Raw genomic sequence first — 15,380 nt, forward strand, 5'->3', positions numbered from 1 at the left:
AATGGTACGCCAATTCAACAACGCCGAATAATCTTATACTACTCCTAATCACTTCTTATCTCTTGACAATGACCTTAGAAACCGATCACGGTAAAAGCCATCCCGTCGGTGCGACTGTCTTGGCCGATGGTGTCAACTTCTCACTATTTTCTAAGTATGCCACTGCGATCGAATTATTATTATTTGATGATGCTAATTCTCCCGTACCTAGCCGGACTATTCTCCTCACCCCGCAAACAAACCGCACCTTTTTCTATTGGCATATTTTCGTTCACGGGATTGGAGTCGGTCAAGTGTATGCTTATCGAGTCTATGGTCCGGATAATCCGGCCCAGGGTCATCGCTTCGATCCTGATAAAGTAGTTCTCGATCCCTATGCGAAAGCGATTGTCGGTGCGGAAATTTATGATCGACAAGCTGCCAGCGAAAAAGGCGATAATTGTCATCGAGCTTTGCGGGGTCTGGTAGTGGATACGGGCTGCTATGATTGGGAAGATGACAAACCGCTACGCACTCCCTACTCTGCCAGTTTTATCTACGAAATGCACGTCGGCGGCTTTACTCGCAACCCGAATTCTGGCGTTAGCGAGGAAAAAAGAGGTACTTTTGCGGGATTAATCGAAAAAATACCCTATTTAAAAAACCTAGGCATTACTGCCGTGGAATTGTTACCGATTCATTACTTTGATCCCGCTGCCGCTATGCCGGGGTTAACTAACTATTGGGGTTATAGCACGATCGGCTTTTTTGCGCCCCATGCCGGTTACAGTAGCGATCGCTCACCGTTCGGTCCTTTGAATGAATTTCGGGATCTGGTGAAAGCTTTACACAAAGCGGGGATCGAAGTGATTCTCGATGTGGTTTTCAATCATACCGCCGAGGGGGACGAAACCGGGCCGACTCTTTCCTTGAAAGGTATCGATAATCGCACCTACTACATCCTTGATGCGGTCGATAAAAGCCTCTATAGCAACTATACCGGCTGTGGTAACACCCTCAAGGGCAGTCATCCGATTGTTGGCAAAATGATTCTCGATTGTTTGCGCTATTGGGTGTCGGAAATGCACGTCGATGGTTTTCGCTTTGACCTAGCGGCCGTGTTATCGCGCAATGTGGACGGGGAACCGATCCTGCAAAAAGGTTATAACATGATCTGGGCGATCGAATCGGATCCAGTCTTAGCCGGCACAAAATTAATCGCCGAAGCTTGGGATGCGGCAGGATTGTATAGTGTCGGTCAATTTGTCGAATTTGCCGATTGGTTTTCCGAGTGGAATGGTCCTTTTCGCGATGATGTGCGTGCTTTTGTCCGGGGAGATACCGGCATAGTCACGAAATTAGCGGCGCGGATTTTAGGAAGCCCCGACATATACCACAGACCTAACACTGATGTCAATAGAAGTATAAATTTTGTTACCTGTCACGATGGCTTTACCCTTAACGATCTAGTGTCCTACGACGAGAAACACAACGAGGCTAACGGCGAGGAGAATCGGGACGGTTGCAACGATAATTTTAGCTGGAATTGTGGGATAGAAGGGGAAACCAATAACGAGGCGATTAAAACCCTGCGACTGCAACAAATAAAAAATCTCTTAACGATCCTGTTCATTTCCCAAGGAACACCTATGCTGTTGATGGGGGACGAAGTGCGACGCACCCAAAAGGGCAACAATAACGCCTATTGTCAGGATAACCAGTTAAGTTGGTTCGATTGGAGTGCGGTAGAGCAAGAGTTCGATCTTTGGTGTTTCGTAAGGAGACTGATCGATTTTAATAAAAAATTAGCTCTTTTCCGTCAAGAAAAATTGCTAGAAGTCACCTATACCAGTCTTGAACCCCATCTCAGTTGGCATGGTGTACAGTTGAGTAAACCCGATTGGTCGGAAGATTCCCGCAGTTTAGCTTTTTCCCTGCGTCATCCTAAGGCAAACGAGTATTTACACATTATGCTCAACGCTTACTGGGAATCTCTCAACTTCCAGTTACCACCCTTGGGACAAGGGGAAAAATGGCATCGCGTCATTGATACTGCTGGGCAATTGTCCGAGGCAGCCTGTGATTTAGATGCCGCCGCCGCTATTGAATCGGAAAATTATCGGGTGCAAGCGCGTTCGGCGGTAGTTTTAATCGTTAAATCAGTATAACAAGGGGAGAGATATTGCTCGATCGACCGATGTTGAATGCTTTAACTAATGAACAATGGCATCAATTCAATCGTCAAGTGGAAAAACGTTATTTATTTGCGGAGCAATAGCTGAAATGATGCGGCTTTCATTAGCGAAACGGGTATCGATTCTCTCTTTGTGTTTAATTGGTTTTTCCCTGCCTTGGACTCCGTTCAGCGCTTCACCAGTACAGGCGAACCTAGAACCGACTGCGATCGCTATTGGTGATCCCGTTCGGGAAGAAAAGCAAGCTCGGCAGTTAGTAGAATGGTTGGGAGCTAAACAATACGACAAGGTGATTGCCGCTTTGTCACCCCAACTAAAACCCCTCTGGACTGCCGAAAAACTGCAAAAGGTCTGGGAAAGCCAAGTCACTGACCATACTGGACCATTTAAGCGTATTGTCAAAAGCAAGGTACTCGATGCTATCAATGCCAATCTGGTGATTGTCACCGTTGAATTTGAGAAAGTTACCGACGATGTGATAGTTACCTTTAACCGGTCTGGTCAGATAGTTGCCGCCGATTTTCCCGAATTTCGCAGTATTTCTGAGATTGGCACCGCTTTTGTCACGGCCTTGGCCAATAAAGACTACGGCCTGGCCCGAGGTTTTTTACACCCTTTCCTGAAAGCTGAGGTTTTCCCCACCAGAGTACAAGGCGCTTGGGAGAATTTACTCAAGCGTACCGGCCCCGTGCGTCGGATCGTGGGAACTCAGGTCAGAAAAGGTTCGGGTGCGGACGGTGTGGATCTGGTGTTGGTGACGATTCAATTTGAAAAATTGACGGATACTTTAATCCTCGTTTTTGATGATCAAAAGCAGATTGTCAACGTGGATTTCCCTTTAGGCAATTAGTAATCAGCCGAAATTACCCCGTAAATTGAGTTGGAGACGATAAGTTATGTTAGATAAAATCGAAGTTCTCATCGAAGCGATCGCAGCTAGGGAGATTCTAGATTCCCGCGGCCGTCCCACGATCGAAGCGGAAGTGCTGTTAGAATCGGGGGCGCTCGGTTTGGCCCAGGTTCCCAGTGGCGCTTCTACGGGTAGTTTTGAGGCCCACGAATTGCGCGACGATGATCCCCAGCGTTACGGTGGTAAGGGTGTCCTAAAAGCGGTTCGCAATGTCCACGAAAAAATTGTCCCGGTTTTGGAGGGGATGAATGCTTTCGACCAAGCTAGTATCGATTTAGCTATGATCCATCGCGATGGCACGGCCAATAAACGAGAATTAGGGGCTAATGCTATCCTAGCCGTCTCTCTGGCTACGGCCAAAGCAGCGGCGGCGGATCTGGGATTGCCTCTCTATCGTTATCTCGCCGGTCCGATGGCCAATGTGCTACCCGTCCCGATGATGAACGTGATCAATGGTGGTTCTCACGCTGATAATAACGTCGATTTTCAGGAGTTTATGATCTTCCCCATCGGGGCCGATTCTTTTAAGGAAGGTTTGCGTTGGGGAGCGGAAGTATTCGCCGCTTTGGGTAAGGCCTTGCACGAACGCAAATTACTGACCGGTGTGGGCGATGAGGGCGGTTATGCTCCTAATTTGGCTTCAAATCAGGAAGCTTTGGATATTTTAATCGAATCGATCGAACGTGCTGGTTATAAACCGGGGTCGGAGGTGGCTTTAGCTATGGATGTGGCCGCCAGTGAATTCTATAAGGATGGTCAATACCTCTACGATGGTTCGGCCCATTCTCCGGCCGAAATGGTGGATTTTTTGGCCAGTTTAGTCGATCGCTATCCGATTATTTCTATTGAAGACGGTTTACACGAGGAGGATTGGGATAACTGGAAATTATTGACCGATAAACTGGGGTCGCGGATTCAGTTGGTGGGCGATGATTTGATGGTGACTAATCCCATCCGTCTGCAAAAAGCGATCGATCTGGGTATTGCTAACTCGATCCTGATTAAACTCAATCAGATCGGTTCTTTGACGGAAACCCTACAAACGATCGCCCTGGCCACCCGTCACGGTTATCGTTCTGTTATCAGTCATCGTTCTGGAGAAACGGAAGACACCACGATCGCAGATCTGGCGGTGGCCACTAATGCCGGACAGATTAAAACCGGTTCTCTCAGTCGCAGTGAACGGGTGGCTAAGTATAATCGCTTATTACGCATCGAAGAAGAATTGGGCGATCGGGCGGTGTACGCGCCGAAAGTCGGTTTAGGTCCAAAATTCTTGGCCTAAAATTTGCAAAAAGTCTTGCAGTGATCGAAAAAGGGTGTTATACTAAAGGTACTGATAACTGATAACTGGTCACTGACTATTGTGGTACTTCGCTGAAACCTTTTTCGGCGAAGTATTTATTTGTGGCCTTTTTTTGTACCAAGGTATGATTTTTGGATCAAAGGTGTTATACTAAAGGTACTGATAACTGATAACTGGTCACTGACTATTGTGGTACTTCGCTGAAACCTTTTTCGGCGAAGTATTTATTTAACCACAGTTCGGGTTAAACAGAGGGGGATAAAGCCCATTCCATGGTCAAGCTGAACTTATCGGGCGTTGTCGCCGTCAGCGCTAGGGAGTTTTTGGGGAAGGGAAAGCATCCCGTCAGATTGCGACCTCCATTGATTTTTGTAAATAATAATTTCAAGGCACTCGCTACTAGCATAGGATGGAAACGTCAGATTTCTAGGATGGGGATGATGAAAGACAGTTCTATATTTCGACGTTTCCCACAGGTGTTCGCGGGTTTATCAGTGCTATCGATCGCTCTCGTCTTGAGTTCGTGGATAGCGGCACGCTCGTTCTTGGCGGTGAAACGGGCGAGCGATGTTTTTGTCGTCACTGGTTCGGCCAAAAGGGCGATTACATCCGATTATCTTCTCTGGCGTTTATCGGTTTCCAGTCAACAACCTACCGCCCAAGACGCCTACCGCGATCTGATCCGGCAAACCCAGCGGATACGAGCTTATCTCAAAGAAAAACAAGTTCCCGAAGACGCAATCACCACCAACGCGATCGAGACGATGGCGATTCCCGAAGTAACAGTTAACGGCCAGGAAACCGGACAAATTCTCGCCTATCGTCTCACCCAACGCTTCGAGATCCGAGCGAGCGATGTGGCCCGTTACACGGAACTTTCTAGGCAGGTAACGGAATTGATTGAGGAGGGAATTAACCTCGTCTCTGAACCTCCCCAATATCTTTACACCCAACTGGATAAGCTGCGGGTGGAAATGGTGGCGGCGGCGACCAAAGATGCGAGAGCGAGGGCTGAGGCGATCGCTAGTAGTACCGGCAGTCGGGTGGGAAGGGTGCGCGATGCGAAAACGGGAGTTTTTCAGATCACCTCGCGCAATTCCACTGACGTGAGCGATTCGGGAATTTACGACACTTCCTCGATCGACAAAGATATTACCGCAGTGGTTTCGGTGACGTTCGGGATCGAGTGAATTATAGCCTTTACCTAGGGTTTGCTGAAAAAATCTAAAAACCTTGTTGGGTAAGACTTTTAGACTTTTTGTCAATCAAAAAGTACCAGGCATGGGAGTGATCAGGGGGAAAATTCCGGGACTTTTTCCCTGAAAATTAGGTAATTGGCCACCTCAAAACTGGTAAAACCCCACACCCCACACCCCACACCCTGCCACCAGGAAAAACTTTTTCAGCATACCCTACCTAGGGGTGCATCTGATTTTTGTCAATCTACCCAGTGGGGATTTTTCCAAGGAAACTATCTTCTAAAATTCGCGCTTAATGGCGATTTTTTCCTCAATCCCGCCGCAGATTAGCTTTTGCAGTGGGATACTTAGATGCGGTTGTTCATACATTTGTACTAATTTAAGGATGACTGATCATTGTTGATTGTCGTTATTTCTGCACATCTGAGATGCTCCCAGAAAGTCCGGACAAGCTAAGAGAAGATTTTAGTTTCAATCTGGTCATGACAAAACTACCTGAAACTTCAGGAACTGTCCTTGCTATTATCTTTTTGGTTGTCAATCTTTCCCAACTGCTTCGGCAGTTTTTTTGGGCTTTTTTTGTCTTTCTGGCTTTTTTGCGAACAAATGAACTAAAATAGTCCTTCTCTTCAATAAAAATTATGTTTAAAGTTGTTTTGCCTAAGCAAAACTTATCAATTGGGCGACAAATCAGTGGCATTTAATAGCATGATTTCTGGAGCGAATTTTTCAGCAGCCCCTATCTCATAGCAAGGAGAGAGTGAAACGGCTCTCTCCTTAATTATGGCTATTCGTCGTCGTCGCTGGCACCAACTTGCTTGAGATGAATATGTTTTCTCCCCAAAGTAATTTCAAATTCATCTCCTGGTTTGAGTCCCATTTTTTTGGTGTAGGCCGAACCGATCAGGAGATTATTATTTGATTGGACACTGATCCGGTAGCTGGCCGAGCGCCCACCTCGTCCATGACCATTGGCACTGCTATCTAAGTCAATTCCCTCAGCATCGATTAAAGCATTGAGAAATTTCATCATATTAACGCGTTCAATACCATTTTTTGTCATGGTATAGTAGCCGCATTCCCGGGCTTTTTCCTCTTTGCTGAGGTTGCCTAGCTGTTTAACTTTCTCAATTAGTTCGAGGCCAGTCAGGGGTTCTGGATTAGTAGTTGTGTTCATTTAAGTTTGCAGTAGATAAGTAAAGGTTAGGGTCATCAAGGCTAGTCGAGGAGAATTGCTCCCCCTGACCAGAAACAATCGGGTTACGATTGATCTCTACACTTATCTTACACGGTATAAACTAAAAATTGTCACTTGCTTGGGGAAATTGATTGTAATTGATTAGACTCTATCTCTCGATCAAAATCTTAACAGAATTTATCAATGTTGATCGAGATGCCGGGGTAAGGGAGGTTAGCCTTTCTGTCATCAATGAGAGCAGGGGCTAGGATAGAGATAAAGAGGTAAAAATGAGGGATAATGAAGCTAACAACTAGGGGTCACTATAGTGTTAAAGCCTTGCTGGATCTTAGTTTACAACCGAGGGGAACTCCCGTATCGGTAAAATCGATCGCCCTGCGTCAAGATATCCCGGCTGCTTATCTAGAGAAATTGCTGATAGAAATGCGACGAGCGGGGTTAGTTCGTTCCTTTCGGGGATCGCAAGGGGGTTATCAATTGGCCAGGCCGGCAAATCGGATCTCGTTGGGGCAAATTTTGGAGGCAGTGGGAGAGACGATCGAGCCATTATCAGGCTATCATCCCAGGGACGAACAGGCAGAAGATTGGGTGACATTTACTATCTGGAAACACCTACACGAGAAATTAAAAGAGGCCCTGGGGAAGATTACCTTAGCCGATTTATACTACGATGCGCGTAGCTGGATCGCGGCTAGGGGAGAGGAAACCAGCTTTATTGTTTAGTAGTTTAGAAGTTATGACAGCAACAACTCAAGGAAAGATTTATGGGGGGGGTTGTCACTGTGGAGCGATCCGTTTTCAAGTGGCGATCGAGCATGATCAAGCTCTAGACTGTAATTGTTCGATTTGTCAGAAAAAAGGTTTTCTGCATCTGATTGTTCCTTCAGCACAATTTACCCTCCTAAGCGGTGAAGATTTCTTAAGTACCTATACATTTAATACCCACACAGCCCAACATTATTTTTGTCGTGTTTGTGGTATTCATCCTTTCTATCGTCCCCGCTCCCATCCTGACGCTATAGATATAAACCTGCGCTGTTTGGATGGCAATGTCTTGGAAGATTTTCAGATCCAGTTCTTTGATGGGGCTAACTGGGAAGACAATATTGAGAAAATTCGGGCTATCGATGGGAAAAGGGAGTAATTGTGAAGGGAACGGCAACGGCGATCATTTTAGTATTAGGGGCAGTTTTAGATTATCTGGTGGGCGATCCTTGGGGATGGATTCATCCGGTGCAGGTGATGGGGGCGATTATTGCCGTGGCCACAAAAGTTATTCTTAATTGGACGCAGGAAAAAATTTGCCAACGTTTAGGGGGCATAATTCTGGGACTGGGTTTAATTATCTTGGCCGGGGTCTTAACTTGGCTAGGAATCCAATGGTTAGGTCAGGTCAATTTGCTGCTGAGTTGCCTAGTACAAATGATTCTCTTGGCCAGTTGTTTAGCCGGTAGAAGTTTACGCAGGGCTGCCGAAACCGTCATCGCACCTTTACAAGCGGAAAATATCACCTTAGCTCGTTGCCAACTAAGTTTATACGTTGGTCGCGACACAGATAATCTCGGCCAGGAAGAAATCCTTCGCGCCCTCTTAGAAACCGTCAGTGAAAATGGTGTGGATGGAGTTACCGCGCCGCTTTTTTATGCCCTTCTCGGTGCCTTTCTGGGGGTGGGACTAGTACCCCTCGCTTGCGCTTATAAAGCCGCTAGTACCCTCGATTCGATGATTGGCTATCGTCGGCCACCCTACACCCATATTGGCTGGTTTAGTGCCAAAAGCGAGGATGTTTTGACATGGCTACCCTGTCGTTTAACGGTCTTAACTCTCGCCCTGATTTCGGGCCGGCCGGGGCGGGTTTTAAGCATTTGTTGGCGCGATGCCCGTCGGGATCCTAGTCCTAATTCCGGTTGGAGTGAATGCGTCTATGGGGCGATTTTGGGGGTGCAATTGGGGGGGAAAAATCAATATCGGGGCCAGATTGTGGAAAAACCTTTATTGGGCGATAACCTCAACCCGATTACTGTCAAAACCGTCGAACAGGCTTTGCATTTAACTCGTACCTGTGTATTACTTTGGTTGGCGATCGCTGTTAGCTGCTTGATTGCTAGAGATTTTGCTCAATTTTAGCGACCAGAGGCGACGGCGTTGACGGGATTGACGCTGCCAGTAACGGATAATCAGGGAGAAGGTCAAGAATAGGGATTGCAGTATCTGTATCTGTCCGCAGAGGCGTTGATAGTTTTGTCGGAGATAATAGGTTTTCGCCCCGGCGATGACAATATATTCCGGGGCGGGGTAAAAAATGTGGTGTAAACGTCGTTCCACCCGGTTTAAAATTTTGGTCACTCGCCCTAAAATCCGCCGCAATTGCCACAATTTCCAGACTAGAAAGCAATTAAATAAAGTTAAGCCTAGATTGAAGCCGAGGACAAAAAAGAACATGATCGAGGCGATGGTCGAGTTATGCCAATTTTAGCCTAGATTCCCGACTTGAAAGTGTCGGGGAAAGAAATCTAAGAAGCTGCCTGCGTATTTAAATTGCTTGTTGAGATGAGACACTCTTGCACTCTTGCAAGGGGCAACAGTCAAGGGATTGGGGGAGATTTAGCTAATCTAGGGATAGGCGGTTAAAATGGGTCTTAGCTGACTAAATCCCGTTTAAAAGGTCGCCTTAGCGTCCGAGAGCGTGTAATCCGTTAATAATTTCGGCACAGCGCTCGGTAACTGCCTGTAAAGCTTCTCTTTTGCTAGAAATCGGTGGCGGCAGCACTTCGCCGATGCGAATAGTTAAGGGGATACTATGGGGAAAAGAAGAACCTTTTTGAAAAATCTTTTCTGTCCCCCACAAACTGACGGGTAGCAGGGGAACTCCCGCTTTAGCGGCAATCATCGCCGCGCCTAGTTTTGGTTGATGGATCAATCCGTCCTCGGTGCGGGTTCCCTCCAGAAACACTCCCACTGCCCAGCCCGCTGCTAATGCTCCCATCGCCGCCCGAATGGCCCCGCGATCACCACTGCTGCGTTTGACGGGATAGGCCCCGTAAAGAGCGATCGCCTGTTTTAAAATCGGGATGGTAAATAATTCTTCTTTAGCCATATAAGCTACGGGACGACGCACGGCACAGGATAATAGGGGTGGATCGAAGTAACTGGCGTGATTGCAGACGATAATCAGAGGATGACGCTGAGGGACATTTTCCACTCCGTAAACGCGACCGCGAAAATAGCCGTGTAGGGTGGGGCTAACGATCGACCATTTAAAGAGATGATATAAAACTAAACTGGCAAAAGGTTCTCGCTCTTGAGGCTGGTTCATGACTGACAATTGTTCCCTAGACATGGAAAAGCCCCTGGGAGTCTTGCCGTGTTTCGACCCCAAGGACTTTGCTTTCTTCTCACTCCTCACACAATTAAAATATATAGCAATTTATAGGTTAGGGAAAGGTTAAGCGTGCCGCTTTCTTAACTGGCATAATTACCTACCTAGGGTTGAGAGCGGCAAAAGGATTAGCAAGATGTGTCATTGATTTTGCTTGGGTACTGAAAAAAGGGGTGGTGATTCGGTAGTAGTGATGGCGGCTTAATCCTTTGCTTTGCTGTGCATTGTAGTCATGGATCAAATACCAAAGGGTTCCCCAAGGTGATTCTCCATTTTTTTAGAGAAAGATAGACTCTCTCTCACCAGCCGAGAAATCCTTTGTCTAAAGGTATTATTTAATCTTTCAATAGATTAGTTTGACCAGTTTCTTGACCGACAGAAAGTCTGTTTGGTTTGGTCAATATCCCGACAGTAGAGCAGATGCGGAACATCCTTGATGGAATAGCCGCAAAGCATCTTTTTCCCCTGTTCAAATGGATTTATCAAGGTCTGGGAGACCAAGGCTATTTGAGGCTATTTGCCGCCTTGGATGGCAACTTACTCGTCACCCTACATGGGACTCAGTACTGATGAACGCTATCAACGGGCTCGGCTTCAACGAGGGACTCGCTGGGGCTTTTTTCAAGATGTTGTTTGTCTGACCAAGTATCTGTTGTTTGAAGGCTGGCAATACCTTCTAGACTTTATGCTCGATGATGCCATCCCTAGGGCTCTCGTTAATTCTTCTTGATGTTGGATTGGGATGTGCCGGGCAAAAGCGTTTTATATTCCGTATTATTTGCTAGATTCTGAATTTGGAATTGCTGTGCACTGACTAATTACCTTGACAAAAAGTTGATCATCGGGTAGGATATACCCAGTATACCTATTGAATCGAGTCTTGAACTGGTCGGTTAATTAAATTGCCCATTATCGGTGACACGCTGACTTAGCAGTATTTTGTCAAGATTTAATAGGAGGCAACCAAATTAAAGCATTTTGATGAAGGATGCCAGTTCCCAGTTGGCTTTGACGACAAAACATGACAGTAAATATTAGTAGTGTAAAGTTTGACAATGTTGAAAAAATTACTTAACCGTATGCAAACCGAGCAGGGTAGAAAAAATATTAAATTTGCCCTGGCCAGAAAAATATTCAATCCCCTCTTAAGAAATATTGGCTACACCCTAATTACTGACCATTTTTATCAGCCGATACCCAACCGTCAGGAAATTATGACATACGCGGGCAAGGAAAGGCCTCTTAGCTCAATTGAATGGCATCTAGACAAGCAAACTGAACTGGTTAAATATTTACTAGAAAAATATGCTTTAGAATTTAACAATAAAGAAATTTTTTCAGCGTTTGGTTATTCCGAAGATAGTTCTGGTCTCATTAGTGGTGATGCAGAAGTCCTCTATGCTATGGTCAGAGAAAAAAAACCTAATCGGGTAATTGAAATTGGCTCAGGTGGTAGCACTAAGATTATCGCCGCAGCTTTAAGAATGAATTTTATAGAAAATTACCAAAAATCACAACTGATCTCGATCGAGCCTTATCCTCAAGATTTTTTAAAAGACTTTGCTAATATTAGTAAAGATTTTCTAGAATTTAGTTTGCTTATCCAGAAAGTAGAAGCCGTAGATTTGTCTGTTTTTGAATCCCTGCAAACCAATGATATTCTGTTCGTTGATTCCAGTCATGTATTTAAGTCTGGTAGTGATGTGGAGTTTGAATTTCTTCAAGTTTATCCACGTTTACAAACAGGAGTCTTAGTTCATATTCACGATATATTCTTTCCCTATGATTATCCCATCGAATGGAATCTCAAAGAATCACGATACTGGAACGAGCAATACTTTTTAGAAACTTTTTTACAATTTAACAAAAAGTTTAAAATTTTGGCATCCTTATCTATGGTATCTCATTATAAGAATTGTGTGTTTCTTGAGAATATCAATGCTTATAATGAAGATCGATTACCCGGTTCTTTCTGGATGATTGCTTGAAAACTACTCGCCCTAGAAAACCATGAAAATAATTAATCCTAATCATAACTTTTCCACGACTCGCAAGCTCACTTCTGATCCCCTACAATATCCAATATTATCTCCCCCAAATCCAGAACGTAAGGGAGAAGGAGGATTGAGAACAAAGGAATATTTCAAGCACTCCTACGGGGAGACAAGTGAGTTATCGGAAAAAATTACATTTCCTTTGGTTACTATTATAACGGTAGTTTTTAATGGAGAAAAGCACTTAGAGCAGACAATTCAGAGTATCATTAGCCAGACTTATGATAACGTGGAATATATCATCATAGACGGAGGTTCCACGGACGGTACAGTTGATATTATACGCAAGTATGAGGAAGTAATTGATTATTGGGTAAGCGAACCAGATGCAGGAATTTCTGACGCTATGAATAAAGGGATAAGTTTAGCAACAGGAATTCTAATTAATCACTTACACGCAGGGGATAAATTTGCTGCTGACACAACCCTGTCGTCAGTGGTTTCATCTTATAATTCAGAAGGCTGGCGATGGTGTTTCGGTAATCAACTATTGAGAAGTCACACAGACGATACGATAGTGGGTTGTTTCTGTCCCCCTAAATTTAGTCAAAAACTACTTCACATAGTAAATACGATTCCCCATCCAACTGTTTTTTCTGAACGAGCTTTGATAGAAGAAGTAAATGGGTTTGACAATAATTATAAATGTGCTATGGATTACCATCTTTGGCTCAGGTTCACTCAATTATCAAAACCTAAACAATTTGATTATGCCACTGCTGAATTTTTACTGGGTGGTCGCTCCTCAGATATAAAATTAGCATTGCGGGAAGAATTTAGAGCTAGAAAGGAAGTTTTAAGGCTGTCAAAACTAGAATTATTACTCTCTTTTGCAGTAGTAATGATGAGGTATATTAAGCGACAACTGCGAATCACTACATTTGTCAAAAATAATCTGGCATAATGGCAGTGAAGACGGATAATGAAAGTTGGGAGTAAATACCATATATGAAAATCGCTTATATTATTCCTCGTCTCAAAGATAGTGGCTTAACGAGAATACCCTTGTGGCTGTCTAATAGTTTTTATCCTGAGCATGAGGTGAAGGTATTCTACTTTAGTGAAACTAATTCTCAAGAAAAATGCCTCAGCTTTAATGCTCCTGTTCAAAAGATAAGTTTCAATGGTTTTTGTCAGGAGTTAAAAAATTACGATATAGTCCACTCCCACGGATTAAAACCCGATCTGTACCTTGCCATTAATTACCATAAGATTAAAGGCATAAAGATTACAACCATTCATGGCTATCACGTCGATGAACTCAGATACGACAAAGGCTCTCTACTAGGTTATATATGGGGAAATTTATGGAACCTAGCCTGCCGAAAATTAGATTTGGCAGTTTGCATAAGTCAGACAATGGAAAGATACTATCAAGGACTTGGCTATAAAAATACTACTGTAATTTACAATGGAATAAAAAAAATGGATGACAGTAGAAAGACAATCAAAGGGAGTGATATAAAAACTGGAGATAAAATTGTAATAGGTACAGTTTCTATCCTAAATAAAAGAAAAGGAGTGGAGCAAATTATCCAAGTATTACAGAAAAATACCCGGTACGATCTGATAGCAATAGGGGGAACATCTCAAGACATTAATCGATTGCAAGTCTTGGCAGAAAAACTAGGAGTTGCCCAAAGATGTGTTTTTACAGGCTATCGAGAAAATCCCTGGGAAACCGCGATTAATATTGACGTTTTTGTTTTTCCATCTCGCTCGGAAGGATTTGGTTTAGCTCTAGTGGAAGCAGCTAATTTAGAAATTCCGATTATCTGTTCTGATATTCCGACATTTAGGGAAATCTTTCGAGAAAATGAAGTGACTTTTTTTCAGCTTGATGATATAGACGACTTGAACAACAAAATACTTATGTTAGATGAAATTAAAGACAAAGTTTCCCTGGCTAAGTTGAAAGCAGAAAAACTTTTTTCTTTGGAAAGTATGTGTTACAATTACTGTGACGAGTACAAAAAATTAATTGATGCTAATTAAAAATTATGAACTATAACCATACATAAAAATAAAAGGAGGCTCTATTTAGATGATTGGGATTTGTAATTTATGCGGTTCTGTGGTGGTGCGGATACATCCAGGATATTTTGGTACTCGTTGTTTAAACTGTAGATCTACTAAAATTCATAGAGCAGTTGGTTTGACAATTGAATCTCTAAACTTTTCAACCAGTACCTCTGTTTACGAGTTGTCTTCTCGCGGAGCTTTGTATAAATTCTTAAAGGGTAAATTTAAAAATTTATACTTTTCTGAATACTTTGATGATGTACCTCTAGGGTTGATGAAGAACTCTGTTGTCTGTCAAGACGTTCAAAATCTTTTTCTCAATGACGAATCTTTTGATTTAGTGACTTCTACCGAAGTTTTTGAGCATGTTCCTGATGACAGCAAGGGTTTTTCTGAAATTTACAGAGTCTTAAAAAAAGATGGATATTTTATTTTTACCGTGCCTTTATCAGATAACCCGAAAACAGTTGAAAGATGTTTCTTGCAGCCTGATGGGACTATCATACATCAACTTGAACCTGAGTATCATGGCGATCAAATTCGTGGACAGGGAAGAGTTCTTGCCTTCAGAAATTACGGATTGGATATAACTAAACGGTTAGAAAGTTGTGGTTTTCACGCTGAAATACGTCTAGTAAACTCGACGCGCAATGTAATTGAAGATCAGAAGGTTATCATAGCAAAAAAAATGTAGTTCTATAACTGTCACTAAAAAATCAACTGGAGATGAGAATAAAATGTTAATTTCCTGCAAATACAACTCTCTTTTTATCCGTAATCCCAAAGTAGCGTTGTCGTCTTTGGAGAAATCTCTGAGAAAAATTATCTTAAATGACTGGGAATATTTTAACTATACTTGAAACTTGACAAAAAGACTATGAGAGAATACTATAATTGCTTAAGTTACCAGAAGTAAAACTAGCAAGCGTCAATCAAAATCATCAACTTGGAACTGTTTTTAGTAAAAGATAGCTTTAGATACTTATGAAACTTACGGCCTCCCTTGTCCTTTACAAAAATGACCCAGAGATAGTTACTCAAGCAATTAAATCTCTGTTCGGTCAGTTTTCGGTCAAGATAAGTGGAAGTTCTTGTCCGGTTCGGATTTATTTGTTTTATTTTCACATCGAGAAAATTT

14 protein-coding genes and 2 pseudogenes are annotated in these 15,380 nt (G+C 43.5%); 12 read left to right on the plus strand and 4 right to left on the minus strand.

What is annotated here, in order from left to right; all coding sequences use genetic code 11:
• Nucleotides 1–68 precede the first annotated feature (68 nt).
• From glgX to O9323_RS14330, 5 genes and pseudogenes are all read left to right on the plus strand, one after another.
• Entirely contained in the window at nt 69–2,147 is a 2,079-nt protein-coding gene (gene glgX / locus O9323_RS14310; protein WP_288125316.1) for a glycogen debranching protein GlgX, read from the plus strand.
• Between the two features lie 115 nt (nt 2,148–2,262).
• Entirely contained in the window at nt 2,263–3,024 is a 762-nt protein-coding gene (locus O9323_RS14315) for a DUF3887 domain-containing protein (protein ID WP_288125317.1), read from the plus strand.
• A gap of 46 nt (nt 3,025–3,070) precedes the next feature.
• Entirely contained in the window at nt 3,071–4,369 is a 1,299-nt protein-coding gene (gene eno / locus O9323_RS14320; RefSeq protein WP_288125318.1) for a phosphopyruvate hydratase, read from the plus strand.
• Nucleotides 4,370–4,830: 461 nt separating this feature from the next.
• Nucleotides 4,831–5,580: an SIMPL domain-containing protein gene (locus tag O9323_RS14325; protein ID WP_002754107.1), complete on the plus strand. Its 750-nt coding sequence runs from the start codon at nt 4,831–4,833 to the stop codon at nt 5,578–5,580.
• A gap of 448 nt (nt 5,581–6,028) precedes the next feature.
• Nucleotides 6,029–6,209 (plus strand): annotated as a pseudogene (locus O9323_RS14330) (transposase); the annotation flags it as partial.
• 167 nt (nt 6,210–6,376) lie between these two features.
• Here O9323_RS14330 and O9323_RS14335 read toward each other — a convergent pair.
• A complete protein-coding gene (locus O9323_RS14335; RefSeq protein WP_002737568.1) occupies nt 6,377–6,766 on the minus strand; it encodes an AbrB family transcriptional regulator in 390 nt (129 codons plus the stop codon).
• A 300-nt stretch (nt 6,767–7,066) separates the two neighbouring features.
• Here O9323_RS14335 and O9323_RS14340 point away from each other — a divergent pair, with 300 nt between their 5' ends.
• From O9323_RS14340 to cbiB, 3 genes are read left to right on the plus strand one after another with little or no spacing between them, the layout of a single operon-like run.
• Nucleotides 7,067–7,510 carry an Rrf2 family transcriptional regulator gene (locus tag O9323_RS14340; RefSeq protein WP_002738021.1) on the plus strand — a complete coding sequence of 148 codons (444 nt, stop codon included), beginning with the start codon at nt 7,067–7,069 and terminating at the stop codon, nt 7,508–7,510.
• The gene (locus O9323_RS14345) at nt 7,458–7,931 is read left to right on the plus strand and encodes a GFA family protein (protein ID WP_288125319.1); all 474 of its coding nucleotides are present in this window, start codon (nt 7,458–7,460) and stop codon (nt 7,929–7,931) included. Before O9323_RS14340 ends, O9323_RS14345 begins: the two co-directional genes overlap by 53 nt.
• A 2-nt stretch (nt 7,932–7,933) precedes the next feature.
• A complete protein-coding gene (gene cbiB / locus O9323_RS14350) occupies nt 7,934–8,914 on the plus strand; it encodes an adenosylcobinamide-phosphate synthase CbiB (protein ID WP_288125320.1) in 981 nt (326 codons plus the stop codon).
• Here the strand turns inward: cbiB and O9323_RS14355 are convergent.
• The 3 genes and pseudogenes from O9323_RS14355 to O9323_RS14365 all read right to left on the minus strand — a co-directional run.
• Nucleotides 8,855–9,133, minus strand: a complete 279-nt coding sequence (locus O9323_RS14355; protein ID WP_288125321.1) for a hypothetical protein — start codon at nt 9,131–9,133, stop codon at nt 8,855–8,857. The genes cbiB and O9323_RS14355 overlap by 60 nt on opposite strands.
• A gap of 325 nt (nt 9,134–9,458) precedes the next feature.
• Entirely contained in the window at nt 9,459–10,127 is a 669-nt protein-coding gene (locus O9323_RS14360) for a lysophospholipid acyltransferase family protein (protein WP_002792013.1), read from the minus strand.
• A gap of 259 nt (nt 10,128–10,386) precedes the next feature.
• Nucleotides 10,387–10,546: pseudogene (locus O9323_RS14365) on the minus strand (IS1 family transposase); the annotation flags it as partial.
• A 675-nt stretch (nt 10,547–11,221) separates the two neighbouring features.
• Between O9323_RS14365 and O9323_RS14370 the strand changes: the two are divergent.
• From O9323_RS14370 to O9323_RS14385, 4 genes are read left to right on the plus strand one after another with little or no spacing between them, the layout of a single operon-like run.
• Nucleotides 11,222–12,154: a class I SAM-dependent methyltransferase gene (locus tag O9323_RS14370; RefSeq protein ID WP_130758505.1), complete on the plus strand. Its 933-nt coding sequence runs from the start codon at nt 11,222–11,224 to the stop codon at nt 12,152–12,154.
• 22 nt (nt 12,155–12,176) lie between these two features.
• A complete protein-coding gene (locus tag O9323_RS14375) occupies nt 12,177–13,124 on the plus strand; it encodes a glycosyltransferase family 2 protein (RefSeq protein WP_149106414.1) in 948 nt (315 codons plus the stop codon).
• A gap of 44 nt (nt 13,125–13,168) precedes the next feature.
• Entirely contained in the window at nt 13,169–14,215 is a 1,047-nt protein-coding gene (locus tag O9323_RS14380) for a glycosyltransferase family 4 protein (RefSeq protein ID WP_130758507.1), read from the plus strand.
• 49 nt (nt 14,216–14,264) lie between these two features.
• On the plus strand, nt 14,265–14,936 hold the full coding sequence (locus O9323_RS14385; protein WP_130758508.1) for a class I SAM-dependent methyltransferase: 672 nt from the start codon (nt 14,265–14,267) through the stop codon (nt 14,934–14,936).
• Nucleotides 14,937–15,380 lie beyond the last annotated feature (444 nt).

The sequence above is a fragment of the Microcystis sp. LE19-131.1A genome, from assembly GCF_027532015.1.
GTDB classification, from domain to species: domain Bacteria; phylum Cyanobacteriota; class Cyanobacteriia; order Cyanobacteriales; family Microcystaceae; genus Microcystis; species Microcystis ichthyoblabe_A.

Coding starts and splice junctions, on each gene's coding strand:
- O9323_RS14360 (WP_002792013.1), bottom strand. CDS start 10,127: ATGTCTAGGGAACAATTGTCAGTCATGAACCAGCCTCAAGAGCGAGAA.
- O9323_RS14315 (WP_288125317.1), top strand. CDS start 2,263: ATGATGCGGCTTTCATTAGCGAAACGGGTATCGATTCTCTCTTTGTGT.
- O9323_RS14370 (WP_130758505.1), top strand. CDS start 11,222: ATGTTGAAAAAATTACTTAACCGTATGCAAACCGAGCAGGGTAGAAAA.
- O9323_RS14380 (WP_130758507.1), top strand. CDS start 13,169: ATGAAAATCGCTTATATTATTCCTCGTCTCAAAGATAGTGGCTTAACG.
- O9323_RS14340 (WP_002738021.1), top strand. CDS start 7,067: ATGAAGCTAACAACTAGGGGTCACTATAGTGTTAAAGCCTTGCTGGAT.
- O9323_RS14335 (WP_002737568.1), bottom strand. CDS start 6,766: ATGAACACAACTACTAATCCAGAACCCCTGACTGGCCTCGAACTAATT.
- glgX (WP_288125316.1), top strand. CDS start 69: ATGACCTTAGAAACCGATCACGGTAAAAGCCATCCCGTCGGTGCGACT.
- O9323_RS14385 (WP_130758508.1), top strand. CDS start 14,265: ATGATTGGGATTTGTAATTTATGCGGTTCTGTGGTGGTGCGGATACAT.
- O9323_RS14345 (WP_288125319.1), top strand. CDS start 7,458: ATGCGCGTAGCTGGATCGCGGCTAGGGGAGAGGAAACCAGCTTTATTG.
- O9323_RS14325 (WP_002754107.1), top strand. CDS start 4,831: ATGAAAGACAGTTCTATATTTCGACGTTTCCCACAGGTGTTCGCGGGT.
- eno (WP_288125318.1), top strand. CDS start 3,071: ATGTTAGATAAAATCGAAGTTCTCATCGAAGCGATCGCAGCTAGGGAG.
- O9323_RS14375 (WP_149106414.1), top strand. CDS start 12,177: ATGAAAATAATTAATCCTAATCATAACTTTTCCACGACTCGCAAGCTC.